The organism is Anaerocolumna jejuensis DSM 15929 (assembly GCF_900142215.1).
GTDB classification, from domain to species: domain Bacteria; phylum Bacillota; class Clostridia; order Lachnospirales; family Lachnospiraceae; genus Anaerocolumna; species Anaerocolumna jejuensis.
In genome coordinates this window covers 20,111-45,707 of record NZ_FRAC01000020.1, presented here as the reverse complement: position 1 = coordinate 45,707, position 25,597 = coordinate 20,111, and the positions used below count along the sequence as shown (strand labels likewise).

The 25,597-nt window shown below is 42.7% G+C and carries 19 protein-coding genes, 1 pseudogene and 1 riboswitch; all 20 genes and pseudogenes read right to left on the bottom strand.

Going from position 1 to position 25,597, the window contains the following annotated elements:
* Window positions 1-15: 15 nt before the first annotated feature.
* Window positions 16-996: a Gfo/Idh/MocA family protein gene (locus tag BUB77_RS18455; RefSeq protein ID WP_073278401.1), complete on the bottom strand. Its 981-nt coding sequence runs from the start codon at window positions 994-996 to the stop codon at window positions 16-18.
* A gap of 154 nt (window positions 997-1,150) precedes the next feature.
* Window positions 1,151-2,206 (bottom strand): radical SAM protein, encoded by a 1,056-nt coding sequence (locus BUB77_RS18450; protein WP_330392626.1) that lies wholly within the window; start codon window positions 2,204-2,206, stop codon window positions 1,151-1,153.
* 678 nt (window positions 2,207-2,884) lie between these two features.
* Window positions 2,885-4,615, bottom strand: a complete 1,731-nt coding sequence (locus tag BUB77_RS18445) for a UDP-glucose--hexose-1-phosphate uridylyltransferase (protein WP_073278322.1) — start codon at window positions 4,613-4,615, stop codon at window positions 2,885-2,887.
* Between the two features lie 49 nt (window positions 4,616-4,664).
* Window positions 4,665-5,660, bottom strand: coding sequence for a UDP-glucose 4-epimerase GalE (galE, locus tag BUB77_RS18440; protein ID WP_073278321.1), 996 nt, complete (start codon window positions 5,658-5,660; stop codon window positions 4,665-4,667).
* 144 nt (window positions 5,661-5,804) lie between these two features.
* On the bottom strand, window positions 5,805-6,965 hold the full coding sequence (locus BUB77_RS18435; protein ID WP_073278320.1) for a galactokinase: 1,161 nt from the start codon (window positions 6,963-6,965) through the stop codon (window positions 5,805-5,807).
* Window positions 6,966-7,162: 197 nt separating this feature from the next.
* Complete coding sequence (locus BUB77_RS18430; RefSeq protein WP_242962541.1) at window positions 7,163-8,140, bottom strand: ArsR/SmtB family transcription factor; 978 nt, start codon at window positions 8,138-8,140, stop codon at window positions 7,163-7,165.
* Window positions 8,141-8,450: 310 nt separating this feature from the next.
* Window positions 8,451-9,869, bottom strand: coding sequence for a dihydrolipoyl dehydrogenase (gene lpdA, locus BUB77_RS18425; RefSeq protein ID WP_073278319.1), 1,419 nt, complete (start codon window positions 9,867-9,869; stop codon window positions 8,451-8,453).
* Window positions 9,870-9,887: 18 nt separating this feature from the next.
* Window positions 9,888-10,886 (bottom strand): lipoate--protein ligase, encoded by a 999-nt coding sequence (locus BUB77_RS18420; RefSeq protein WP_073278318.1) that lies wholly within the window; start codon window positions 10,884-10,886, stop codon window positions 9,888-9,890.
* Between the two features lie 91 nt (window positions 10,887-10,977).
* On the bottom strand, window positions 10,978-12,420 hold the full coding sequence (gene gcvPB, locus BUB77_RS18415; protein ID WP_073278317.1) for an aminomethyl-transferring glycine dehydrogenase subunit GcvPB: 1,443 nt from the start codon (window positions 12,418-12,420) through the stop codon (window positions 10,978-10,980).
* A complete protein-coding gene (gene gcvPA / locus BUB77_RS18410) occupies window positions 12,404-13,747 on the bottom strand; it encodes an aminomethyl-transferring glycine dehydrogenase subunit GcvPA (protein WP_073278316.1) in 1,344 nt (447 codons plus the stop codon). Before gcvPA ends, gcvPB begins: the two co-directional genes overlap by 17 nt.
* 1 nt (window position 13,748) lies before the next feature.
* Window positions 13,749-14,120 carry a glycine cleavage system protein GcvH gene (gene gcvH, locus BUB77_RS18405; RefSeq protein WP_073278315.1) on the bottom strand — a complete coding sequence of 124 codons (372 nt, stop codon included), beginning with the start codon at window positions 14,118-14,120 and terminating at the stop codon, window positions 13,749-13,751.
* A gap of 65 nt (window positions 14,121-14,185) precedes the next feature.
* Complete coding sequence (gcvT, locus tag BUB77_RS18400; RefSeq protein WP_073278314.1) at window positions 14,186-15,274, bottom strand: glycine cleavage system aminomethyltransferase GcvT; 1,089 nt, start codon at window positions 15,272-15,274, stop codon at window positions 14,186-14,188.
* 221 nt (window positions 15,275-15,495) lie between these two features.
* Window positions 15,496-15,580, bottom strand: a riboswitch (glycine riboswitch).
* A 107-nt stretch (window positions 15,581-15,687) separates the two neighbouring features.
* Window positions 15,688-17,349, bottom strand: coding sequence for a S8 family peptidase (locus BUB77_RS18395; protein ID WP_073278313.1), 1,662 nt, complete (start codon window positions 17,347-17,349; stop codon window positions 15,688-15,690).
* Window positions 17,350-17,539: 190 nt separating this feature from the next.
* On the bottom strand, window positions 17,540-18,457 hold the full coding sequence (locus tag BUB77_RS18390; RefSeq protein ID WP_073278312.1) for an N-acetylmuramoyl-L-alanine amidase: 918 nt from the start codon (window positions 18,455-18,457) through the stop codon (window positions 17,540-17,542).
* Between the two features lie 66 nt (window positions 18,458-18,523).
* Window positions 18,524-19,396, bottom strand: a complete 873-nt coding sequence (locus BUB77_RS18385) for a GNAT family N-acetyltransferase (RefSeq protein WP_073278311.1) — start codon at window positions 19,394-19,396, stop codon at window positions 18,524-18,526.
* A 37-nt stretch (window positions 19,397-19,433) separates the two neighbouring features.
* Window positions 19,434-20,849 (bottom strand): annotated as a pseudogene (pyk, locus tag BUB77_RS18380) (pyruvate kinase); the annotation flags it as partial.
* Between the two features lie 585 nt (window positions 20,850-21,434).
* Complete coding sequence (locus tag BUB77_RS18375) at window positions 21,435-22,688, bottom strand: [Fe-Fe] hydrogenase large subunit C-terminal domain-containing protein (RefSeq protein ID WP_073278309.1); 1,254 nt, start codon at window positions 22,686-22,688, stop codon at window positions 21,435-21,437.
* A 145-nt stretch (window positions 22,689-22,833) separates the two neighbouring features.
* Complete coding sequence (sufU, locus tag BUB77_RS18370) at window positions 22,834-23,268, bottom strand: Fe-S cluster assembly sulfur transfer protein SufU (RefSeq protein ID WP_073278308.1); 435 nt, start codon at window positions 23,266-23,268, stop codon at window positions 22,834-22,836.
* Window positions 23,258-24,487, bottom strand: a complete 1,230-nt coding sequence (locus BUB77_RS18365; protein ID WP_073278307.1) for a cysteine desulfurase — start codon at window positions 24,485-24,487, stop codon at window positions 23,258-23,260. Before BUB77_RS18365 ends, sufU begins: the two co-directional genes overlap by 11 nt.
* Window positions 24,471-25,568 (bottom strand): SufD family Fe-S cluster assembly protein, encoded by a 1,098-nt coding sequence (locus BUB77_RS18360; RefSeq protein ID WP_073278399.1) that lies wholly within the window; start codon window positions 25,566-25,568, stop codon window positions 24,471-24,473. Before BUB77_RS18360 ends, BUB77_RS18365 begins: the two co-directional genes overlap by 17 nt.
* Window positions 25,569-25,597 lie beyond the last annotated feature (29 nt).

The window sequence follows — 25,597 nt, the reverse complement described above, 5'->3', positions numbered from 1 at the left end:
ATAACTTTCTTCCAGTCAGTCCGCTGGAAACACAATGCCTGCTTTTTTTCTGGCAGCAGCTTGAACTTCACATACCAACAGACTATGATCAAGCAATTGATAGCATTTCTCATAATCCTTACCAGCTATCATTGCTTCAAAGTCTATAAATTCATTTACCATACGGTGAGGGTAGCGGTTCTCATTGACAGCCTGAACTTCACCGTTATTTGAGATGACCTCAAAGCTATCGCAGACATTAGCCGGCGTATTCTGGTAAATGCAGCCTTTATCCCCCTGAATATTGTTGGCAATAGGCGCCTTGCAGTCCTTGGCCCCGATACAGGTGCATTTAAAGGTATCATATTCCAGTATCAAAATACCGGAGGTGTCTATCCCTCTCTCTATATTGGGGTAATATTCAACATTCTTTGGCCTGCCGAACAGTCCTGTTACATAATGGATGTTATAAATATTCAAATCCATCAAAGCACCGCCTGAAAGCTCCCTGTCAAAGGCCGGCAGGATAACCCCCTCCTTAAAGCTGTCATATCTTCTGGAATACTGGGAATAATTACACTGTACAATCCTGATATCTCCTAGTATTGGTATCAATTCACGGATTTTTTGATAATTTGGCAGGTAAAGTGTGGTAATTGCTTCAAAAAGAAAAAGCTGCTTTTCTTTTGCCAGGCTGCACAGCTGCAGAGCTTCCTGATAGGCAGAGGTAAAAGGCTTCTCCAGAATTACATTCTTGCCGGCTTCCAGTGCTCTTTTCGCATAATCAAAGTGCAGGCTGTTTGGCACCGCAACATATACCGTATCAACAGGGCTGCTTAAAAATTCATCATAATCAATGAATATCTCCCTGATGCTATAATTCTCCGAAAGTTCCTGTAATTTAACTTCACTTGACTTTCTGCCGCAGATAGCAGTTACTTCTATTTTCTCCAAAAATGGTACTATTGTAAGGAATTCCTTTACAATCATACCGGAGCCTGCAATTCCTAATTTCATGTTTACACCATTGTATATCGCAGGCAAGCCTGCGATACTGCCACAAATAGAAATGAGTGAAAGAATCTGTAAGTGGCATCCTTTCAAAATAATATTTTCTTTCACTCTTGCATTTTTCCTGAATATTTTATCTTGGATTTTAGGAAATCTATATTTATAAAAGTGATTCGACCAATTCTCTTTTTTCAAAAAGAACACAGCCGCCTGGATGGTTCTCCATAAGTACGTTTTCCTCCCGCAGTCTTTGGAACAGCCTGGAATGTATTGCCTCCTTTAGAGAGGTATCACGCACATTGATGTCGGAATAAGGAGAAAAAGGGCAGGGCTCCGCACCTCCCTGGGAATTAATATGAAAAAATCCTCTTCCAGCAGCCAGGCAACCTCCCGACGATTTCTCATCTCCCGGAAATGATATGAATACCATGTCCTCATAATGCTCTCTGATGTCCCTTAAGGCAGCCGCCAGATATGCTCTCTCACCATCACCCGGCGCAAGCTCTTTTGCTTCCTCCGTAACCGGTACGAATTCTACAAAAATAACTGCCTTGCATCCTTGCAAATACAATTTATCCAGAAATTCATAAGAGACAGCTTCTTTTATATTTTCCGTCGTAATTGTTACAGAGGTACCAAATAAAATCCCTTCCCGCTTTAACAATTCCATGGATTGTTCCAATTTTCTGTATACCCCTGTTCCGCGTCTTGAATCGGTTTCCTCTTCCCTGCCTTCCAGGCTCAATATGGGAACCAGATTTCTGTGTTTATTAAAAAGTCCTATGTATTGTTCTTCAATAAGGGTTCCATTTGTAAATACCGGAAATAAAATATCGGAGATCTTTCCTGCTGCTTCTATTACATCCCTTCTGATCAGAGGCTCTCCTCCCGCCAGCAAAATAAAGCCAACACCGATTTTCTTTGCTTCTTCAAAAACAGACAGCCATTCTTCCTTCGTAAGCTGCCTGTTTTCTTCTCCGTCGTAACAGGCATGATTGGCTCTTGCATAACAGCCTGCACAATGAAGGTTACATTTACTTGTAATGCTGGCAATCAGAAATGCCGGAATATGTTCTCCCGCTTCTTCAGCCTTTTTCCTTATGGCAGAGGATTTTTTACTGGACAATGCATACTTTGCCATGAAAATACTTTCTTTCGGATTGGAAAGAGAGGCTTTTAATGCTCCTTTTACAATGCTTTCCACTCCATTTGTCATATACCTTTCTAAGTTGAACTCCTGACCCATGCTGTTATCCCATTACCCTTTCCAGTTAGCATTCCTGCCTATATTTTGACACTACATTATTATATTTTACTTTAACGTAAATAATAAAGCGGCTTTTTGTACTGAATTTAAAACAAGATACTAATTCTAAATATTAGAATATACTTCAAAATATGTCAACCTGTGCGGTTATATTTTTTACCAACTTATGGTTATTTTTTTGCTAACATATACTGTATTCTTTTTCTAACATATGCTATTCTTTTTCTAACATATGCTATACTCTTTTTCTAACATATTCTACATTCTTTTTCTAGCATATATAATTAAGTTTTTTGATAACATATGATTACACTCTTCTAACATAAGTTTATACTCTTTTACTTACATACGCTTATACTCTTTTTATAACATATGTTTATACCCTTTGGATAGCATATATTTATAAACTTTTTCTAACATATGTTTATGCTCTTATGCTAACGTATAATTATATCCTTTTTTCTAACTATAAAAGGCTGCCGCAAAATAGAGACATATACCAGATTTCATCGATACCCAAACTTATCATGAAATCACCCGGTATAAATCCTTTTACGGCAACCTCTTAATTTTTTCTTGATTGCTTTTATAAATTATGTGTTATAAAATTCTCTTATAAAACATGACCTATTCCTTATTTAACTGCGCTATAAATTTATCAAAGCCTTTTTGTCCAGCCTCATTCCTTTTATAGACACCGGCATGCTCTAATACCTTTTCAAAAACTAAGCCTATCTCTTCCTGTATGATACTATCAATATTTTCCTTGTTGATGTCTCTGTATTTCGGCAGGAAGCCTTCCATCCATTCCTTGTGCTTATAAATATCCTCTTCTTCTCCAATATCCCTGCCGGTAAGAATGGCAGTACGAAGTTCTTCCATCTCTTCCTTTAATCTGGCGGGAAGCACGGCAAGGCCCATTACTTCAATCAATCCGATATTTTCCTTTTTGATATGGTGAAGCTCACTATGGGGATGATAAACACCAAGGGGATGTTCTTTTGTTGTTACATTATTTCGAAGTACCAGGTCGAATTCATATACTCCCTCGTTTTTTCTGGCAATGGGAGTTATAGTATTATGAGGCTCCAGGTCTGCATTTCCTGCCTGAATTCTTTCCCTGGCTTCCTGCTTATTCAGAAGCTTACCGGAAGTATCGGAATAGGCATAGAGAAAAGATGCCTCATCGGTATAGTTCCGCCAGGTCTTTAAGATATAATCTCCAAGCTCAATCAGTTCTGCTGCATCATCACTTCGAAGGCGTATTACGGACATAGGCCATTTCACAATACCCGCACTGACCTTTTCATAGCCTTTTATCTTAAATTCTTTTTCAATGGGTGCCTTTGCCATCGCAAATTCGTAATTGCCGCCCTGAAAATGGTCATGAGTCAGGATGGAACCCCCTACAATAGGAAGGTCTGCATTGGAGCCGATAAAATAATGGGGGAACAGCTTTACAAAATCAAAGAGCTTCTGAAAGGCCTCTTTATCCACTTTCATTGGTGTATGCTCTCTGTTCAGCACAATGCAATGCTCATTATAATATACATAGGGAGAGTACTGAAAACCAAAGTCCTGCCCATTGATTGAGATAGGTATGATTCGGTGGTTTTGTCTGGCAGGATGGTCCACCCTGCCGGCATAGCCTTCATTTTCCACGCACAGAAGGCATTTGGGATAACCGCTTTGCTTCTTTAATTTAGCTTCTGCAATGGCTTTGGGGTCCTTTTCAGGCTTGGAAAGGTTTATAGTGATATCGATATCTCCATAATCCGTCCGGGTAACCCATTTCATATCCTTCCCAATACGGTATCTTCTGATATAATCAGAATCCTGGCTGAGCTTATAATAATACTCCGTTGCCTTTTTCGGATTCTCCTCATACCGGTTATAAAAATTTTTTATTACCTGTGAAGGCGGCGGAATCAAAAGCCCCATAATTTTTGTATCAAATAAATCCCGGTAAACAATGCTGTTGCTCTTTAACAGCCCTTTATCCGCCGCATAGTCCAGTATTCCCTTTAATATGTCTTCCAGTTTTCCTTCTGCAGGTCTTCCCCCTGCAGCAAGCTCTTCAGCTGAAGTTAATTCTTCAGTACTAGCTAGTGCTGAAGAACTAGCTAGTTCTCCAGCTATAGCTAGTTTTTCAGCTGTAGCTAGTTTCTCAGCTGTAGCTAGTTTCTCAGCTACTGCCCCTCCCGGGGACAGCTCTGCTTCCGCTCTTTGTGGTTCCTCATACTCTTCAAGTCCAAGGGCTTCCAAAAGCCTGTTGATGGTATAACATCTGTCTTCTTCTTGTACCAGCCCGGCATTTACTGCATATTCTGTTAATGCCCTGATGTATTCATAAATCATGATATTATCCTCTTGCTCTTTTATACTGCTGCCTGTTGCGGCAGCCTGGTTATTTGACCGTTTTATAGCCCTCCGGATGTGACTGGTGCCATTTCCAGGCCGTAGCTATAATTTCCTTTACGTCCAAAAATTCCGGTTTCCAGCCAAGCACCTTCTTAGCCTTTTCACTGGAGGCTATTAATTTTGCAGGATCTCCGGCTCTTCTTGGTGATATAACAGCCGGTATTTCCTTTCCGGTCACTTCTTTGGCGGCCTCGATAATTTCCTTTACCGTAAAGCCCACTCCGTTTCCAAGATTAAAGATATCACTGTCATTACCCTTCATCAGGTATTCCACCGCAAGAATATGAGCCTGTGCCAAATCTGTTACATGAATATAATCCCTTACACAGGTGCCATCCTTTGTGTCATAATCCTCACCAAAGATATTAATGGCTTCTCTTTTCTTATTGGGTACCTGAAGTACCAGGGGAATCAAATGGGTTTCAGGATTGTGAGCTTCCCCGATCTGACCGCTTTTGTGCGCACCGCAGGCATTAAAGTAGCGCAGGGAAACATACCGCAGGCCATGAGCTCTGTCCGTCCATTTAAACATCTTCTCCATAGAAAGCTTGGTTTCACCGTAGCAATTGGTTGGTTCCGTCTTATCTGTCTCCAGGATGGGCACCTTTTCCGGCTCGCCGTAAGTAGCTGCTGTGGAGGAGAATACAATTTTCTTCACATCATGAGCTACCATGGATTCCAGGAGTACCTTGGTTCCGCAAAGATTATTGTCATAATATTTCAGCGGGTTTGTCATGCTCTCTCCCACCAGAGAATTGGCAGCAAAATGTATTACGGCATCAATCTTCTCCTTGTCAAATACACTGTCAACAAATTCCCTGTTACGGATATCTCCCTGATAGAATCTGGCTTTCGGATGAACAGCTTCCTTATACCCGGTTTCCAGGTTGTCAACAATAACGACATCCTCACCTCTTTCAATTAATTCATATACGGTATGGGAACCGATATAACCTGCCCCGCCTAATACTAATATTGTCATACTTTTCTCCTGCCTTTCTATTTGATTTTAATAGTAGTTAATATTTTTGTTAAATTATTTGAATAAATATTGATAGTTATTTAGTACTTTTGGTTTATATTCAGTACTTTCCCGCAGGTTATTTATTGCCGTTCTTTCTGAATACTACAGCCTTACAGGGCCGTCACCCACTTCTACTACATAAAAATCAGCCTTATACCCTATTTTGTCTTCGTAAATCTTTCCAACCTTCTGAATAAAGGCTTCCACACAGTCGTTCTTTACAATACTTACCGTACAGCCGCCAAAGCCTGCTCCTGTCATACGGGAGCCGATAACACCCTCCTGCTCCCAGGCTGCCTCTGCTAAGGTATCAAGTTCTAATCCGGTAACCTCATAGTCATCCCGTAAGGATACATGAGAAGCATTCATAAGCTCACCAAATAAAACAATATTTCCTGCTTTCAAAGCATTTACAGCCTGAATGGTCCTCTGGTTCTCATATACGGCATGCTTTGCACGTTTTGTACGGATGGGGTCTCCAATTGCTGCCTTGTACTTTTCAAAATCCTCTTCTTTTAATTCTCCAAGAGACTTAATGTCCACTTGCTTTTGCAGGGCGGCGAGGGCTTCCTCACACTCCTGTCTTCTTTCGTTATATTTGGAATCTCCAAGACCTCTTCTTTTATTACTGCAGGCAATTACGATTTTGGAGTTTTCAAGCTTAATTGGTGCATACTCATAGGATAAATCACTGGTGTCCAGGAATATGGCATGATCCTTTTTCCCCATGGCAATGGAGAATTGGTCCATAATGCCGCAGTTCACCCCATTAAAATGATTTTCTGCATACTGGCTTACCAGTGCAATATCAACCAGGCTGATATCAAGGTGGAATAGTTCCTTTACAATAAATCCGGTAAGTACTTCTACGGAAGCGGAGGAGGATAAGCCGGAGGCATTTGGAATATTTCCACAATACAGCATATCCAGCCCTTCCTCTATCTGGTAGCCCTTGTCCTTTAAGGTCTTAATAACTCCCTTGGGATAATTGGCCCAGTCATCTTCTTTTCTGTAAACAAGGTTTTCAAGGCCTACCTCAATAACTCCCAGCTCTTTAAAGTTCAGGGAATAGAAACGTAATACCTTTTCACCGTTCCTTCTGGCAGCGCCATAGGTTCCAATGGTCAGAGCACAAGGAAATACATGCCCTCCGTTATAATCGGTATGCTCGCCAATCAAATTAACTCTTCCCGGTGCAAAGAAAAGCTCCGGCTCCTTCTCTCCAAATGTTTCTCTGAAGCTTTTTATTAATTCCTGTTTCATAATCTTCCTCCTTGTTGTTATCCTTGATTTTTGTTTACTATAAAATATCTTTCTACCGCATTTTGTCATTCCTGATCCTATAGCATACCGCATATCTGCGCCACATTTCAGGTCTTACCAGGAAACATCCTATTTCAGTACTGATACTCGGTACTGATACTCTTTCCTTAACCATTCTGACCGGACGGCTAATACAGCTAAAATACCAGCTTCATCCGGATGTCCTGCTGGTAATCGCCAAAGCTGCTGCCAAATAAATTAATTCCTCCTGCATGCCTGGCATCCGGTTTAATCCCAAGCTTAACCGAAATATAGCCATTGGATTCCAGCTGGTAAGCCTCTATGGGAAGAGAACTGACAGGCGCCTCATCCAGAAAGGTTCCTTCCTTTGTAAACCTCCAGGTCTTAAGAACACCAAACTGAGTATTCTTATCCGGCCACCAGGAAGGGTTCAGTCTGCCTCTTCTTCCTCCAAAGTCACTGGGGCAGGTCCAGGTCCCGGCTTCCAGGCCGTTAATCCAAAGAGTAATATCCGACGGGTAATCCAGATTGTACTCATGGTCCTCTGAGCAAAGCTCCATAGAAATCTCCATGCCCTTCAGCTGCCTGTTCGTCAGCAAATGGTTGGAGAAGCGGTATTCCACATAGCCCTTTCCAAACCAGAGCAGCTTCGCCCCCGTACGGGCGGGATTATAAAAGCAGCGGGGTTCATCCTCTTCATCAATATATCCCTTCTCGCTTACGATTCCGCAGGTAGGTTCTACATAGTAATCAACATAATTGCCAATTGGCATATGAATAATCTCGGCATCTTCCTCCAAATCCGTTTTCATTAAAAACTCGATGGAATCCGCTGCCCTCCTGCAGACCTTCATGGAACCCCTGACGGCAGGCACCAGTTCTGTTTCGATTAGCCCAGCTTCTTCCAGAACCTTAACATGTGTCGCCGCAGAAGACTGTGGCAGCTTTAATTGCTCTGCAATCTCATTAATGTTATAACTCTTCCCATACAAAAGCCTTATGATATCGATTCGTGTCTCTGCTGACAAGGCCTTTGCAATCCGGGACATTCTTTCTTTTTCATCCAAATCCAGCCTGATGGACTTATCCAAAGCCTTTTCTCCCTTTATATCAGAATTTTTGATATATTCTTTTGTTTTTGTTATATACATCATACCATAAATACCCGTAAATGAAAAGTGCTTTTACTCACCATTCAACATTTCGACAAACATTTTTCCGTATCACCGATAAAGTCTGATATTACAAGAATGCAATAAAAATAAGGCAGTAACAAAATAACAGATAAAATAAAATTGCTCCGACTGTTTTTTTACAAAACATTTAGCCGTCAATTTATTCTATGTGATATTTTGTTTCTGCCTTATAGGCTTTATAAGTTAATAATTTCTCAATACCAGCTGAAACTACATTGCCATGCCGCTTACTAGTGATTTTTTATTACAAATTTTCCATCAGCAAGGATTATTTCCTTGGCATCAAATGAATGGCTCCTGTAAGTGCATCTGCCAAAGCCTCCGTGATTCCCTCTTCATAAGTCGGATGGGGTCTTATGGCAGAGTGCATTTCTTCCACTGTCAATCCCTTTGCTATGGCAAGAGAAAATTCTCCTATCATATCCGTTGCTCTGGCACAAATTATCTGTGCTCCAAGAAGTTTGCCGGTATTTTTATCTGCCACCACCTTTATATAGCTTCTTTCGTCCATGGAAAGAACGGTCTTGCAATTACCGGACATAGGGTATTTTCCGCTCAGTACATCATATCCCATTCTTTTGGCTTCTTCCTCGGATAATCCCACTGCTGCAAGCTCCGGATTCATATAGACACAGGAGGGAATTGTATTGAGGTCAACTGTGCTTTTACCCTGGGCAATAAGCTCTGCCACGGTGATTCCCTGGGCAGAAGCATTATGGGCCAGCTGGATACCGGCTGTAACATCTCCCACAGCATAAATTCCCGGAATATCCGTCATAAACCTTTCATCGGTTTTTATCCTTCCCCTGTCCAATTCAGGCTGCAGGCCCTCTGCAAATAAATGATCCGTATTTGCCCTTCTGCCGATACATAAAAGAACAGCTTCCCCATCAAGCTCCTTCAAGGTATCCCCGGAAGAAACACTTACTTTCAGCTCCCTGCGTCCTTCCTTTATACGTTCTTCCAGCTTTTCAAGCCTTGCTTTTGTATGGATTCCCACACCCTTTTTCTTAAGGTTCATGGCAGCGCTCTGGGAAAGTTCCCTATCAAAGGACGGCAATATCCTGTCTGCCGCTTCCACGATTTCCACACTGATTCCAAATTGACTGAAAATGGTGGCAAATTCACATCCAATGACACCTCCGCCTACAATTACAAGCTTTTTAAACCTGAAATTTCCGTTAAGAATTTCATCACTGGACATAACTCCAGGCAGAGCAACTCCTTTCACATCCGGTAAATGGGGCTTGGAGCCTGTAGCCAGCAGCAGGTTTTTGCCTTCCAGGTATCTTTCTTCCCCTGTTTCCTTAAAATAAAGCCTTACCTTGCCCGGGCTTTCCACCACTGCCCTTGCATTAAAAACGTCTATTTTATTTGCTTTCAGAAGACCGGCGATGCCATCCCGTATTTTTTCCACTACCCGGTCTTTTCTCTCATATATTTTAGAAAAATCATAGGATATGCCCGGTATGGACAGGCCAATCTCATCAAAATTCTTTGTTTCATAATAAAGGTTGGAGCTGTGAAGCAGTGTCTTTGTCGGAATGCAGCCTCTGTTTAAGCAGGTTCCGCCAAGCTCTCTTTCTTCTACTAGGGCTGTTTTTAATCCAAGCTGTGCTGCCCTGATTGCAGCTTCATAGCCTCCCGGTCCGGCCCCTATTACTATGAGCTGGTATTTCTCTTCCATGGTTTTCTCCTTTTAGCCTTATATTTTTTCTTCTTTCACCATGGCAATGATGTCAGAGAGGATATGAGCCATCTCCGGTTCTCTTTCCTTTATTTCTTTCAATCCTTCTGCCATAGCCTTACTGCTGAAACGGCAGCCGGAAATGCCCTCTGCTATCTTTTGAAAGATTTCGACCTCCATGGCATCGGAATAAACTCTTATATCAGACAGGATTCCCTTATCCACCTTTAATTCCAATTCCACACTTCCCCAGGCAAAACGCCTTTCCATGCGGTAATCAAAGGAAAGCTTTCCCCCCAGGTTCCATTCCCAGGAGGAGAATTTTCCGGTAAGCCTTTGAAGCTCCCCTTCCTCTGCCCCCTGGAATTCACAGGAGCTGACAGGAAGCCCGTAAACCTTTGAAAAGGCTTTTATCAGCTCTTCCCTTACCAGCGCCACTGTGATGTCCTCTCTGAATTCCCTTAGGTTTACCACCCTGGCTTTTACAGAGTCCACCCCCTTTGAAACCAGCTTTTCCCTGGAAACGTTAAGGTATTTCGAGAGGTTTTCCTTATCTACATTTATAAGAAGGGTACCGTGATGGTAGGAATGGATTCCGTCGGTATAATAAGCATTGCCGGAGAACTTCTTCCCTTCTGCCGTAATGTCATTTCTTCCGTTTATCTCAGCCAATATTCCAAGGGCTTTCATTGCCTCTACTATTACCGTCATCTGCTTTTTAACATCATAATCCTCCTTACGGACAAGAAAGGTAAAATTAAGATTCCCAAGGTCATGGAAAACAGCACCTCCTCCGGACAGCCTCCTTACAAGTCTGCCGCCGTCAGTGTTTAATTCCTCAAGACGGCACTCCTTCCAGGGATTCTGATTCTTGCCGATAACCACCGTTCTCTCATTCTGCCAGAGATACAAAAGGCATTCCCCTGTCTTCACATGTTCCAGCAGGTATTCCTCCAAAGCCAGGTTCTCAAAAGGGTTAACACCTTTTGCGATACAATAGTTAAGTTCCTTTATCACGCAGCTTCCTCCCCTTGATATCAAATATAGTATATGGTAAATTTTTATCCGGAATGAAATTCATAACACATGTTCAGACTTCTGCGGGGGGCTATGCGGATGGAAACTCATAGCGGATAACCGGATTTCTTGCTGCCATAACTTCATCAGGACGTCCGATTACCGTCTTTTTAGGGCTATTCTTAATGTCCTCAGGGTTTTTCCTGGCCTCCTCATAAAGCTCCTTATAAATAGCAATTACTCTGTCAAGATTTTCTTTGCTCTCCGTCTCCGTAGGCTCCAGCATAAATGCTTCATGTACTATTAAAGGGAAATACATGGTCGGCGGATGTACGCCGTAATCAAGAAGTGCCTTTGCCATGTCAAGAGCAGAAACTCCGGTTTCTTTTTTCAGCTCTTCCAGGCTGATTACAAATTCATGCATACAGGGTCCTGCAAATGGTACCGGATAGGTATCTTTCAAGCCCTCCATCAGATAATTTGCATTCAATACCGCATTTTGGGAGGTCAGTTTAAGCCCATCCCCGCCCAAGGTCAGAATGTACGTCAATGCTCTGACTACCACCAGGAAATTGCCGTAAAAGCCTCTTACTCTTCCGATGGAATCCTCTCCCTCATCGGAAAGGATATAGTTACCGCCGTCCTTCTTAACTCTTGGAAGAGGAAGAAATGGTGCAAGGATTTCCTTACAGCCCACAGGACCGCTTCCGGGACCGCCGCCGCCATGAGGTGTCGAAAAGGTCTTATGCAGATTCAGGTGCATGACATCAAAGCCCATATCTCCCGGCCTGGCTATTCCCATAATAGCATTGAGATTGGCTCCGTCATAATAATTTAAGCCGCCTGCCTCATGTACAACCCTGGTAATTTCTAAAATATTCTCGTCAAAAAGTCCCAAGGTATTGGGATTTGTCAGCATAAACCCTGCCGTATCCTCCCCCACCGCCCTTTTAAGGGCAGCAACATCAACTAATCCTTTTTCATTGGAGGGTATATTAATAACTTCAAAGCCTGCCATGGCCGCACTGGCCGGGTTGGTACCATGGGCGGAATCGGGCACGATAATTTTATTTCTTTTAATGTCCCCTTGCTTTTCATGATAGGCTTTTATCAGCTTAAGCCCTGTGAACTCACCGTGGGCCCCTGCTGCCGGCTGGAAGGTAAAATGCTCCATACCGGTTATTTCCCCAAGATATTCCTCTGCCTCACTTAATACCTTCAGAGCCCCCTGGACGGTGTAATCCGGCTGCAGAGGATGAATATCCGTAAAACCAGAAAATCCTGCCACCTCGTCGTTAACCTTGGGATTATACTTCATTGTACAGGAGCCAAGAGGATAAAAGCCGTTATTGACACCGTATACACGGTCTGCAAGCTCCGTATAATGCCTGCTGATATCCGTTTCCGGCAATGCCTCCAGATGAAGCTCCTTCTCTCTTTTAAAGCAGGCTTTTAACTCTGTCTCCGGTACATCAAGAGGTGGTAAGAGAACACTTCCTCGTCCCTCCCTGGTTTTTTCAAATACCAGCTTCATGGGTCTGCACCTCCTTTATCCTGTCAATCAGTTCATCTATCTCTTCCTTCGAATTCAATTCGGTAGCGCACCATATTATCTTGCCTCTGTCTTCCCCCTTAAGAGGAAGGCCTCCTAATATTCCGTAATCCTCCAGCCCACGCAGCAGTTTTTCTGTATTTCCCTTATATACCGTGGTAAATTCATTCACATAATCCCCTTCATAGGCCATGGAAAAGCCCTCCAGACCGCACAGTTTTTCTGCCAGATAATGAGCCTTTGACATACTAAGGGTAGCTGCCTGCCGAAGACCTTCCTTTCCCATGACACTCATATAGACACTGGCTGTCAGTGCGCAAAGAGCCTCATTGGAGCAAATACTGCTTGCCGCCTTTTCCCTTCTGATATGCTGTTCTCTTGCCTGAAGAGTCAATACATAGGCTTTTTCTCCTCTTGTATCCAGGGTCTGCCCTGCAATTCTTCCCGGCAGCTTTCTCATAAGCTCAGAAACAGCTGCCATAAAGCCAAGATAGGGTCCGCCATAGGACAGGGACAGGCCCAGTGACTGGCCTTCTCCCACCGCAATATCGGCCCCATACTCCCCGGGAGTCTTTAAGATGCCCAAAAGGATCGGATTACAGCTCATTACATATTTTGCCCCTGCTTCCTTTGTCAGTTTTCCCAGCTCTTCATAATCCTCCAGCAATCCATAGTGATTCGGCTGCTGAATAAGAAAGCAGGCTGTCTTCTCATCCAATAACCGCTTAAGCTCGGTTTTATCTGTTACCCCGTCAGCAGCCGGTACCACAATAATTTCCGTTCCCGTTCCTGCCATATAAGTCTTTACGGTTTCTATTATCTGGGGATTCAAAGCCCCGCTTAGCAGTACTTTGTTTCTTTTCCTTTCACGGCACATAATAACCGCTTCCGCAGCGGCAGTACAACCGTCATAGACAGACGCATTGGCTGCATTTAAGCCTGTAAGGTCACATATCATTGTCTGAAATTCAAAAATGGCCTGGAGGGTCCCCTGACTGATTTCCGCCTGGTAAGGGGTATAGGCAGTCATAAATTCCTCCTTTGCGGCGACCTGCTTTACAATGGAGGGAATATAATGCCTGTATGCTCCGCAGCCTCTGAACAGGGATGGAAATACCCTGTTCTCTCCCGCTGTTCCGGCCATCTTTTTCCTGACCTGTAATTCACTGACCCCATCAGGTATTTTTAAAGGTCCGTTAAGACGTACTTCCTTCGGTATGGTTACAAAAAGCTCCTCCATACCGGCAACTCCCAGGGACTTCAGTAGCTCCTTCTGCTCTTCCCCTGTACCCGGCACATAAGTTCCCATATTATTCCTCCCCGTTCAGAAAGCGTTCATACTCCTCTTTTTCCATAAGTTCTTCCCTGTCTGTGATATTCTCAAAGATTACAAACCATGCTTCATAAGGTTCTGAGTTGATTAAATCGGGATGGTCAAGGAGTTCTTCATTTACTTTACGTACAGTTCCGGATATAGGACTGTAAACCTCCGATACTGCCTTTACGGATTCCACATCTCCAATGCTTTCTCCTGCTTTTATTTCATCACCCTCTTCCGGCAGATTAACAAAAACCAAATCTCCCAGTTCCTTTTGTGCATAATCGGTAAGACCTATCTTTGCCGTTGTTTCATCCAGAAATTCCACCCATTCATGTGTCTTGGTAAATAATAAGCTGCTCATAATATTCCTCCATTTCGTTTTAAATATTAAGTATCATTGGCCTTGTCATTAGCTTAGCTTTTTGATTATTTCACAGTATTTTTGTAGAAAGGTAACGGCACCTCCTCGGCCTCTATCTTTTTTCCTCTGATTTCCACCGTAAGTCCAGCCTTTGTATCATACTCTTTTGTTACAATAGCCATAGCTCCCGGAAACCCAAGGCAGGGAAGATGGGTACCTGAGGTAGTATACCCAATCAGGGTATCTCCCGCATAGACCGGGCAGTTCTCTCTTGCAATCCCTCTTCCTGTAATGCGCAGTCCGATACGCTTTCGCTTAGGTTCCCCTCTGCTGAGAATTCCGTCTTTACCGATGAAATCCTCCTTATGAAGCTTTACGGCAAAGGACAGTCCCGTCTCAAGGGGGGTTATGGTTTCATCCATTTCATGACCGTACAGGGGCATGGCGGCTTCCAGTCTTAAGGTATCCCTTGCTCCAAGTCCGCAGGGAATCAGCCCTTCCTCCTTTCCTACATCCATTAACAGCTCCCACAGTTTTTCTCCGTCTTCCGTTTTGACATACAGTTCATAACCCAGTTCACCGGTATATCCTGTCCTTGAAATTAAAGCTGTTATTTCTCCTGCCTTTACCCTTTCTTTAAAGGTATAGTACTTTACCGGAATATCCGATTCCTTGCACAGCTTTGAAAGTATCTTTTCTGCTGCCGGTCCCTGGAGGGCAATCTGGGCAACAGAATCGGAGATATCTTCCATGGTTACTTCACCAAATAGATGCTCTTTTATAAATTCGGCATCCTTTAAGCGGTTGGAGGCATTCACCACCAGGAGATAGGATTCTTCCTCTCTTTTATAAACCAGAAGGTCATCCACCACTCCGCCGTCTTCATAGCACATAGGGCTGTACCTGACCTGCCCGGTATACATGTTCCCGCAATCATTTGTCACAAGCTTTTGGATGTTGGAAAGAGCATCCCTGCCCTTTAGAAGAAGTTCTCCCATATGGGAAACATCAAAAAGACCGGCTGCCTTTCTGACAGCCATATGCTCTGCAATTACACCAGTTTCATACTGTACCGGTAGAAGATATCCTGCAAAGGGCACTATCTTACCGCCGGACCTGACATGGCATTCATAAAGAGGGGTTTTTTTATCCATCGTCTTACCTTTCCTTTTTTATTTTTAACTGTCTGCTTAAGGATTACGCCAAACATATAAGAGGGTTTGCCCGTACCTGTTCCGTTATCCTCCCATACTTTTGTTTTAGCACGAAAAAAAGGCGTACTAAATAAACTTAGTACGCCTCTGTTTTTTTACCTGAAAGATTCCCCTTAAAATGATAAAGGTTGCTTCGTCGGTGCTTACGCTCTCCAGAGTATCGTCCGGAGCAGGTCCTTTTGCCTGAGAGTTATCGCGAATCCCCTTCGGCGCTGTGTTCACCACAGTCTCTCCCAACTCCATCAACCGATATGTTCAGTTGGTTATATTGCTTAAAACTAATCCTATAGTAATATGCAAAAGTCTATTAGTCAAGAAAAACATCTAAAAATTTCAGATTTTTATTGTCCGTTTTATTGAATATAGCCATAACCCCATTCAGGATTGGGATATATGGTATTTTTCTGCCTTGTTGCTTTAATCAGCAGTGCATTCTTAACGGTGGCGGTGTTCAGTATGCTTCTCTCTTTCCTTCTGATACTTTCTTCCAACAATCCTGCACAGATACCTGCCGTATAGGCTGTTGACAGGCTGCTGCCCGATATGGGGGCAACGGTATTAAACAGGGTAGGAGCAAGAAGATTGACACCGGGAGCAGTTATGGTAGGCTTCGGGAAATTGGCGGAGGTAAAACCTCTTCCGGTAAAGGGAGCCAGGTTTATGTTTACCGGCTCATAAGAATTTACAGTTATGGGAAATTGCGCATTGCCGGGCGCCGATATGGTTGTGAAAGGATCTGCATTAAAAAAATAGGTTTCCTCCGTGATAAAATTACGGATGGGCAGCCAGATGTGAAACTCCGATCTTAAATTTAGCGTACCGGATACAACGAACCGCCATATTCCCTCCTGCATATTGCGAAAACGGAACATGATCAATTGCTGCTCGGAATATTTTTCACTGTTGTAGCTGTCAATATAGATAACTGTTTCAAGATAAGTTACACTGATATTCCGTTGGGAGGAAAAGTCAGCCTGTATTTCATATATCTGTGTGCCATCCGGAGCAATTATCATAATGTTTAACAGGCTGGGAAGAAATCCCCACATTTCCGCGGTAAAATTCTTATCTTCCCTTCCGACATGCAAATATACGATGTCAGTTGTATTAGGAGGTATCAGACTTTTATAATAATGATGCATTTGATCCCCTTCGTTTCCGGAAGCAATGAGCATACATATGCCTGCCTGATTTGCATTTTCGTTAAAATAATTACTCATAATATCCTCTCCCTTATGGGAGCTTTGGGAAGAGCTGAGTCCCAGGCAAATCACGACCGGCTTGCCAAGCCTTTTGGCATTTCGGATTAAATATTCCACTCCCATCATGATATCATTTTGCTGATAGCAGACTGCGTGTTCCGGTATTCCATAAAATTCCACCAGGTATTTTTTAGCTGTTTTCAATTTTACGACTGCCAGGCTTGCACCTGGTACCACTCCAATGGTCTCAATGGTATTATTGGACAGACCGGTTGCAACACCTGCCATAGCCGTACCCTCTCCGATCATATCCAGGGAGGGTACCAATTCCAGTGGATTATCCGACTGCAGTGCCATATTGATTTCCCGTTCCGTATATTCTGTCCCATAGTAAAATCCAACAGGATATCTATTGCTGTCTATGGACTGGTCCCATAGTAATTCTATTTTGGTTGTATTGTCCTCTTTTATAAAAAAAGGATTCCTGTAATCAATACCGGAATCGACTATTCCAATCAGAATTCCTTTACCGGTATTTTCACCGGAATAAACACTGTGAGCCTTGACGCCTTCCACACTGCCGGTTATAAAGGCTGTCAGCCCAAAGCATTTCGGCATTGTATGATATCCGAACTCCTGAATTGCATTATTGTTAATATAGTTTACCGGTATGTGAAGTACGGCATACTTCTCGTTGATTAAATTATAGGTACTGTTCTGGTACCGTTCAAAAAAGTTCAAATCACTATCATACTCAACTACAAAATCGGCATACTCCTCACTGATTATCTTAAGCCTCTCCCTATCATTCATAACATACCGGCTCCCTTGGTATACTGCAGTTCATTACTGATACGATACTCACAATATTATATTTGATATTAATTTATGAAAAATTTATAAATATGTTCCCGTCCTTCTCCTATTCCCAATTTTTATTACAGCAAAAAGGATTGATGCATCACCATACAAAATCTGCACCAACCCTTATATCATTTTTATTTTATCTGCTTCCGCTTCTTACAACAAGGGTACTATATCCCTGCTGCCTTAGCCTATCTTCTACTTTTGCAGCCTCATCCAGACTGGTATAATCCCCCAGCACAACAGCGTAAAGGTCACCCTGCCGCATAATATCAGCTTTATAGCCTGCCTGGTTAATATTATTCACCAAATTTCTGGCATTGTCTATCTGATTGAATAAACCAAGCTGTATATGATAGACCGGCTGTTCCCCCTGATTCTCACCTTCCTGATATTCCGTGTCGACCTCTGAGCTCTCATGGGGACTTGTATTCCCATTCATGTTAAAATTATTATTTTCACTTGATGTTTGATTTTCATTGGAAGTTTCGTTTTCATTGGAAGTTTCTCCCTCATTTCCTTTCTGTTCCTCAAGAGTATCCAGTATTGCCGTTGCAATTGCATTGGCAATATCGTCAAATCTCTCATCAAATAAGGTATTATCTGTATCGGTATTGATAAATCCCACTTCTACCAGTACTGCGGGCATATCTGTTCTCCGAAGGACGGCCAGATCTGTTCGGACTGCCACACCAAGATCTGTAAAGCCTACTCCTTCCAGCTCACGATTAATATTTTCCGCAAGCATGGCGGAGGAATCGTTCATGCTATAAACCAAGCTCTGTACACCACTGTAGGTATTGGGTGTATTGCTCGAATTTCTGTGCAGGGTAACAAAATAATCCGCCGGCACCGTATTTGCCATATATGCTCTTTCAAGGGGCGAAACATAGATATCATCATCCCTTGTAAACAGCACATTTACTCCATTGCTGTCCAAAATCTCACCTACAGCAAGGGCCAGGTCAAGGTTATCGTACTTTTCCATTCTTCCGAAATATACCGCACCATTGTCATATCCTCCATGTCCGGGATCCAGAATGATAGTATAAGCCATATAAGCCTCGTAAAATCTTTTAAACTATCATATGCCAAACCAAAGACACTTGTTACTAACCCAGCCTTATATTATATTTTTGTAATAATAATCGTACTCCTCCATAATTGTAAAACCAGCTTTTTTATACAGCATAAATGCTTCACGGCTCTCACTTTCCACCTGGAGAATAACCTTCTCTTTTCCTTCTTTCTCAAGAACATCCAGAATGTAGGAGAAAAAATACTTTCCGTAGCCTTTTCCCCTGTATTTCCCGAGGATACCAAAGCCAAAAACAGAGGCTGATGTCTCACTGCTTTGAATACTGAGTATTCCTGCAATTCTGCCTTTTATATAAGCAAGATAGGTTCGGCAGTTTAAGGAGTCTAAAGATTCCTTCAGCATATCTTCTATCTGCTCTTTCTCCCAGCCGAATATTTGTTCAAAAGCATTTATTCCATCCTTTAGATTTTTGTTTGTTAAATCTGCAACAAGCAGCTTCTCCTGGTACTGCCGTTCCTCCCATTTCATTTGCCGCCCCAATTGGCAGGCTAAAAGGTAATCCGACCTGATCAGCCTTGCTCCCAGTGCCAGAGCACAGGCCTTCCCAGCCTCACTTTGATATTCTGCAACAAATGACGCCTGACGAATCCCATATTTTCCAAGTTCTTTTTGGGCTGTTTGGAAAAGAGCTTTAAAATAACCCTGCCTTCGATAAGAAGGCAGGGTATAAGCTGAGATTTCGGCTTCCTCTTTAAAGGGCTGATAAAGAATCAGAACACTTAGCAGTGTATTTTCTTTATAATAACAGAAATAACTGTTAAGCTCCCTGTCATAATTATCTTCTTCCTTCAGGCAAGGCTGCCGTTTTAGTCCGTCATATTCATTGCAGGCAGTTATCAGTTTAAGGATGTCTTCCCTTTGCTTTTCCTCTAAGGTATGAAAAATAGAAACCGCCATAAACTCCCCGCTCTTTATCTGAATTTTAATAATGACTTCCTGCGATATGAACTTTTATTATGTTTGTGGTGCCTGAGGTTCTAAGAGGCACTCCGGCTGTGATAACCGTAAGCTCTCCGTCATGGAGATAGCCTTTACTCTCTACGGTTTCAATTGCATGATCAAATAATACAAAGGTATCTTCCTCTTCTTTGATCAGCATAGGTGTAACACCCCAGGATAAGTTAAGCTGTCTGCATACATGCTTTTCTGTGGTACATCCGATAATCGGACAGGAAGGACGGTATTTGGATATCATTCTTGCTGTCTGGCCGGATTTGGTTACTGTTATAATAACAGCAGCGTTCAGATCGTGGGCAGTTGTACAGGTTGCATGGGATATCGCATCTGTTATGCTGGGATTCCTTTCCGCATCAAGGAGCTTGAAACGTTTCTTGAAATCAATATCCTGCTCTGTACGGATAGCAATACGCACCATGGTCTTTAAGGCATCTACCGGATAAAGGCCTGCTGCAGTCTCTCCTGATAACATGATAGCACTGGTTCCGTCATAAATAGCATTGGCAACATCTGTTGCTTCCGCTCTTGTAGGTCTTGGGTTCTTCATCATGGAATCCAGCATCTGGGTTGCAGTTATAACCTGTTTGCCGGCATTATATACCTTCTTGATAATCATCTTCTGGATAACCGGAACATCTTCCAATGGTATTTCAACACCCATATCACCTCTGGCAATCATAATACCGTCGGCAGCTTCGATTATCTCATCGATATTCTCAACGCCTTCCATATTCTCGATCTTAGCTATGATATTGGTAGTTGTACAGCTATATTCCTGCATAATCTTCCGGATTTCCATGATATCCGCTGCATTTCTTGTAAAGGACGCTGCGATAAAATCATATCCGTTTTCGATGGCAAAGATAATATCATCCCTGTCCTTAGAGCTGATAAAGGGCATGGTAAGCTTCGTTCCGGGAACATTCACTCCCTTGTTATCCGATATGACTCCGTCATTTTTTACGGTACAGATAATATCCGTATCCGTAAGCTTATTAACAGTAAGTTCAACCAAACCGTCATCAATCAGTATGGTAGAACCAACAATTACATCCTTTACCAGATGTTCATAATTTATATATACACAGTCCTGTGTTCCTTCAATATGTCTGGTAGTCAGGGTGAAAGTCTGCCCCTTAACCAAATTAATCTTCTTATCTGTAAATTTGCCAATACGTATCTCTGGTCCTTTGGTATCCAGCAGAGCCGCTATGGGGATGTCTAATTCCTCCCTGATTTGTCTCAAACGAACTAAACGGTTGTAATGCTCCTCATGGTCTGCATGTGAAAAATTAAACCTTGCACAATCCATTCCTGCCAAAGCCAACTCTTTCATTACATCATCCTTGTCCGTTGCCGGACCTAATGTACAGATTATTTTGGTCTTTCTCATGTCTAATCCTCCTTGTGAAATTTTTAATTATTTCAAATCACCCTGGATACAGATTACTATTTCTGCAAAATCACCTGAATTCTGCCTGTTGAAAAGCTCTAATCCTAAACCTAATCCTAAACCCAAATCTAATCCCAAATTTAACCAATCTTACTTCGTAGGATAGCAGGCTTACCTGAAGGTCTACCTGTAATTCTGCCGAAATAATAAGTATATCGCAAGCCTGCCTGCGATACTTCATAATTAAGGAATTGGAAAAATACACCGCTTTTCTCCAACGGGTTTTACCGGCAAATCCATACATCAATTAATTTGTCCGGATTTAAAACCACGGGATTAATGATACACCATTTTCCTTAATAAATCTACAGCAAATTTTTATATTGTCTCAATTTATAGAGTATTTTACATATACTCTTTTGTCTATACAAGAACTTTACAAATAATCATCTTAATTTTTACCTTTTTTTAGCATCCTATACAAATTTTATCCTATTACTGCCTTCAAGATTGTTAAATTATTAACCAACATGCTTAATGCAGTACTAAATACTGCATTTACAGGCTTTCTATTCTTAGTGCAGGTTATTGTTTGTCATCCCTAAAATTCCTCGTAAAAATATCGCTGTGCTCCAGAAGGCTTTCAACCGTATCAAATCCCAGGCGGTGTAGAAGCTCTATTACATAGGGGTTGTCAATGGGTGTCGGATAAGCTGCCTTATCACCGTAATCATTTACGTGCTGCCGTCCCTCTTCTCTGTTTATCATTACCTTAGGACCGCCGACACAGCCTCCCACACATCCCATGCCCTCAAAAAAGTTGGCATCTGTCTTTCCTTCTATCAGCTCATTTATCATCTGCTTACAGGCAGGTACTCCATCTGCCTGCTTCGTACGGATGTGAATCTTTCTGTCGGGATTTAACCGCTCCAACGTATTTTTTACCGCTTCGCTTACTCCGCCGGTCCTGGCATAAATACGCCCTGCCCTGGAGGAATGATCCTTCTCGCTTTCCTCCATTTTTGACGGGTCTATGCCGGCAAATTCGAAGACATCCTGAACTTCCTGGAAGGTAAGAACATAGTCTACAGCGTCCTTTATATCCTTCTCTCTTGCTTCGGCTTTCTTTGCCACACAGGGACCAATAAAGATGGTAACCGCATCGGGATGGAGTACTTTTATGGTACGTCCGCATGCAACCATCGGCGATACCGCGCCCGGCACATGGGGCATCAAGTCATGATAAACCCTGCGGATCATACCGATCCACATAGGACAGCAGCAGCTGGTAAGCTGGTAATCCCTCTCGGTCACAATATTCCGGTCAAATTCCAGGGATTCCTTTAAGGTCAGGATATCTGCAAAAAGCGCCACTTCAATCATGCCGGCAAAGCCCAGATATTTAAAGGCACTCCGAAGCTTTCCCGGTGTCACATCCTCCGTAAATTGTCCTAAAAAGGCCGGTGCTATCAAAGCATATACAGGGCCTTTCGCCTGATGCAGAGCAGACAATGCCGGAAGTACATCCCTGCTGGCCACAAGCTTGTCCGCCTTACAGGCATCCACACAGGCGCTGCAGCCTGCACATAAATCCTTATCTATTATAAGCTTCCCATTTTCATCCTTTGTGATTGCCTCAAAAATACAGCTGTCTATACAGGCTGAAGGGCCGTCCGGGGGACATTGACATTCTCCGATCTGCAAAATCGGAGGATACTTTTCAGGATTCAGCAGGCAGTCAAGATGATGGGGATCATAATCACTGTAGCTGTTTTCCCCCTCCTTTCCTTCCACATAATCCTTTGTTAGTTTTCGGTAGAGTTCATCAAATCTTGTCATTGGATACCTCGCTTTTTATAATTTTAAACATTAGCAGCTGTCATAAAAGGCTGTTAAAAATAAGTCAAAATGCCATAAAAAAGCTGCTCTATGCACTTTCATATGGCATTATAAATACCTTTAATATGTTGATTTTAAGGAGAGCTTATTCATGATTGTCCTTTATACTTTCCTCTAAGGTATGCCAGCCAAGCACTGCACATTTTACCCTGGCAGGCATATGGGATATATCCTTCAAGGCTATGGCGTCCTCAAGGCTTTCAAGCTCTTCTTCCTCTGTTATCTCATTTTTTATCATGCCGGTAAAGGTATTTGCCAGCTTCTTCGCTTCCTCTATACTTTTTCCCTTTATCAGGTCAATCATAATGGAAGCAGATGCCTGGGATATGGCACATCCGCTGCCGACAAAGGAAGCATCCTTAATAATCCCGTCTTCCAGCTGTAATTCCAACTCTATTTCATCTCCGCAGCTGGGGTTAATTCCCCTCTGGGTCTGGGTAGGATGCCCAAGATGATGCTTATTGTGATTGGAATTGGCATGTTCCCTTAGAATGTCCGAATAAATATTTTCAATCCCCAAGTCCAAGCCACCTCCTTACCTTCTTAAGACTTTCAATAAAAGCATCCACATCTTCTTTTGTATTATATAAATAAAAAGATACGCGGCAGGTCGCAGCTACCTCCATATAACGCATAAGAGGCTGGGCACAGTGATGACCTGCGCGGATACAGACACCGTCCGCATCCAATAGAGAGGAAACATCGTGGGGATGCACATTTTCCACATTAAAGGATATGACACCGCTTCTGTTTTCACTGGGATATTTCTCCCCATATATAGTAACATATGGCAATTCTCTTAATCTGTCAAGAGCATATGCCGTTAATTCTTCCTCAATTGCCCGAATTTTTTCATAACCTGCATTTTTTATATAGGATATTGCCTCCATCAGCCCGATTGCGCCTCCTACATTAGGAGTGCCGGCTTCAAATTTCTGAGGAAGGGGAGCAAAGGTAGCCTCCTGCTCCGAAACAAAATCAATCATCTCACCCCCGGTCAAAAAGGGAGGCATTTTCTCTAAGAGAGCTTTCTTTCCATACAGCACTCCGATTCCCATGGGGCCCAGCATCTTATGTCCGGAAAATACTGCGAAATCCGTATCCAGTGCCGTTACATCCAGAGGGTAGTGAGGAATGCTCTGGGCACAGTCCAAAACAGTTACCGCCCCTACACTATGAGCCTTTTCAATAATTTTCTTCACAGGAAATATAGTACCAAGGACATTGGAAACACAGGCTAAAGCTACTATACGGGTCTTTGAAGTAATTTTAGCTTTAAGCTCCTCTTCTTTTAAATGTCCCTTCTCATCCAGATACAGATAGCGAAGCTCTGCCTTTTTTTCCTTTGCAAGCTGCTGCCAGGGGAGGAGGTTGCTATGGTGCTCTGATATGGGAATCAGTATTTCATCCCCTTCTTCCAGAAAGCTTCTGCCATAGCTATAAGCAATCAAATTCAGGCTTTCCGTTGTATTTCTGGTAAATACAATTTCGGATGAATCTTCTGCATGTATGAATTCTGCAGTGACCTTTCTGGCTTCTTCATACCTCTCTGTAGCCTTTTCACTGATATCATATAAACCTCGATAGGGATTGGCATTGTATTCCCTGTAATAGTCCTCCATGGCCTTTAAGACCGCTTCCGGCTTCTGGGTAGTGGCTGCATTATCAAGATAGATCAGGGGCTTTACCCTGTCCTTCTGGTCCAGCAGGGGAAAATCTTTTCTATAGGGGTTTAACATGGTTCAACCTCCCTTTTACATATTCTGATACCTCTTCCCTTATATCTTCAGCAGGAATGTTTTGTACTGCGGGATGAAACCAGGCCTCTAACATCATTTTCTTGGCATCCTCTTCACTAAGTCCTCTGGACATCATATAAAAAAGCTTCTCTTCTTCGATTCTTCCGCTGTTTGCGGCATGCTTTCCTGACACATTTTCTTCACCGCATAGAATAAGGGGTACGGATACATTTTTAATGTTTTTATCAAAGAGCAGTGTATATTCTCCTTCTGCTCCTTCCGAGCCGGATGCTCCCTTCTTAAAATCAATGGTTCCTCTGAATATCTTCTTACTGGTGCCGGCCAGTGCGCCGTTTACCGTCATATCGCTTTTGGAATTCTTGCCGTAATGGTTTGCCACATAGTTAAAATCAAGAACTCTGTCCCTGTCACCAAAATAAATGGTATCCACATGAAGCTCGCTGTCATCCCCCTCTAATTCTCCCAGGATGCCGCTGATTGCATGGCCCCCTCCCAGCTCGCACTGGGTAATATGGACCTGCCCGCCGATATCTGTCTGTGCTCCAATATTGCTGAAATGAAAGCCTGTATCAGGAAGCAGCTGTACCTGTATCAGATTTATCACCGCATTCTTTGCAGCTTTCAGATAGAATAATCCTCCGTGAAATGCCTTTGCCTCTTCTTCTCCTTCATAGGTAACTACCAGTGTAATCTCACTGCCCTCTTCCGCAAGAATAAGAGTCTCCTCTACCAGCACAGGATTTTCTGCTTCCAGCCTGTAGCGGATGAATACCGGTTCTTTCACCTTCTTACCCTTTGGAACTGTAATCGTCATTTCCTGATTCTTGTTTTGATGTATAAATTCTGCCGCTTCCTCTCCCATTCCCGTAAGGGGCATCTTATCATAAGGAAAGGTATTGCTTCTGGTTATTACCAATTCCTTAACACCTTCCCCTTGTGGTTCTATCCTTTGAAAGGGTTTGATATCCGGTATCTCCCTATTAAGTTTTAATTCATTTACGCCCAGCCAACGGAAGGTTTTCATGGGCAGTTTGTTCGCTTCCTTTAATTCCAGTATCATATTCGCACCCATCCTTTCTGAATTTCCTT

Coding starts and splice junctions, on each gene's coding strand:
- gcvT (WP_073278314.1), bottom strand. CDS start 15,274: ATGGATAAAAAAACCCCTCTTTATGAATGCCATGTCAGGTCCGGCGGT.
- galE (WP_073278321.1), bottom strand. CDS start 5,660: ATGACAATATTAGTATTAGGCGGGGCAGGTTATATCGGTTCCCATACC.
- BUB77_RS18450 (WP_330392626.1), bottom strand. CDS start 2,206: ATGACAAATGGAGTGGAAAGCATTGTAAAAGGAGCATTAAAAGCCTCT.
- gcvPA (WP_073278316.1), bottom strand. CDS start 13,747: ATGGGAACTTATGTGCCGGGTACAGGGGAAGAGCAGAAGGAGCTACTG.
- BUB77_RS18390 (WP_073278312.1), bottom strand. CDS start 18,457: ATGGCTTATACTATCATTCTGGATCCCGGACATGGAGGATATGACAAT.
- BUB77_RS18360 (WP_073278399.1), bottom strand. CDS start 25,568: ATGATACTGGAATTAAAGGAAGCGAACAAACTGCCCATGAAAACCTTC.
- gcvH (WP_073278315.1), bottom strand. CDS start 14,120: ATGAGCAGCTTATTATTTACCAAGACACATGAATGGGTGGAATTTCTG.
- BUB77_RS18430 (WP_242962541.1), bottom strand. CDS start 8,140: ATGATGTATATAACAAAAACAAAAGAATATATCAAAAATTCTGATATA.
- BUB77_RS18395 (WP_073278313.1), bottom strand. CDS start 17,349: ATGAATGATAGGGAGAGGCTTAAGATAATCAGTGAGGAGTATGCCGAT.
- BUB77_RS18375 (WP_073278309.1), bottom strand. CDS start 22,688: ATGACAAGATTTGATGAACTCTACCGAAAACTAACAAAGGATTATGTG.
- gcvPB (WP_073278317.1), bottom strand. CDS start 12,420: ATGAAGCTGGTATTTGAAAAAACCAGGGAGGGACGAGGAAGTGTTCTC.
- BUB77_RS18455 (WP_073278401.1), bottom strand. CDS start 996: ATGAAATTAGGAATTGCAGGCTCCGGTATGATTGTAAAGGAATTCCTT.
- BUB77_RS18385 (WP_073278311.1), bottom strand. CDS start 19,396: ATGGCGGTTTCTATTTTTCATACCTTAGAGGAAAAGCAAAGGGAAGAC.
- lpdA (WP_073278319.1), bottom strand. CDS start 9,869: ATGGAAGAGAAATACCAGCTCATAGTAATAGGGGCCGGACCGGGAGGC.
- BUB77_RS18445 (WP_073278322.1), bottom strand. CDS start 4,615: ATGATTTATGAATACATCAGGGCATTAACAGAATATGCAGTAAATGCC.
- BUB77_RS18435 (WP_073278320.1), bottom strand. CDS start 6,965: ATGAAACAGGAATTAATAAAAAGCTTCAGAGAAACATTTGGAGAGAAG.
- BUB77_RS18365 (WP_073278307.1), bottom strand. CDS start 24,487: ATGTTAAACCCCTATAGAAAAGATTTTCCCCTGCTGGACCAGAAGGAC.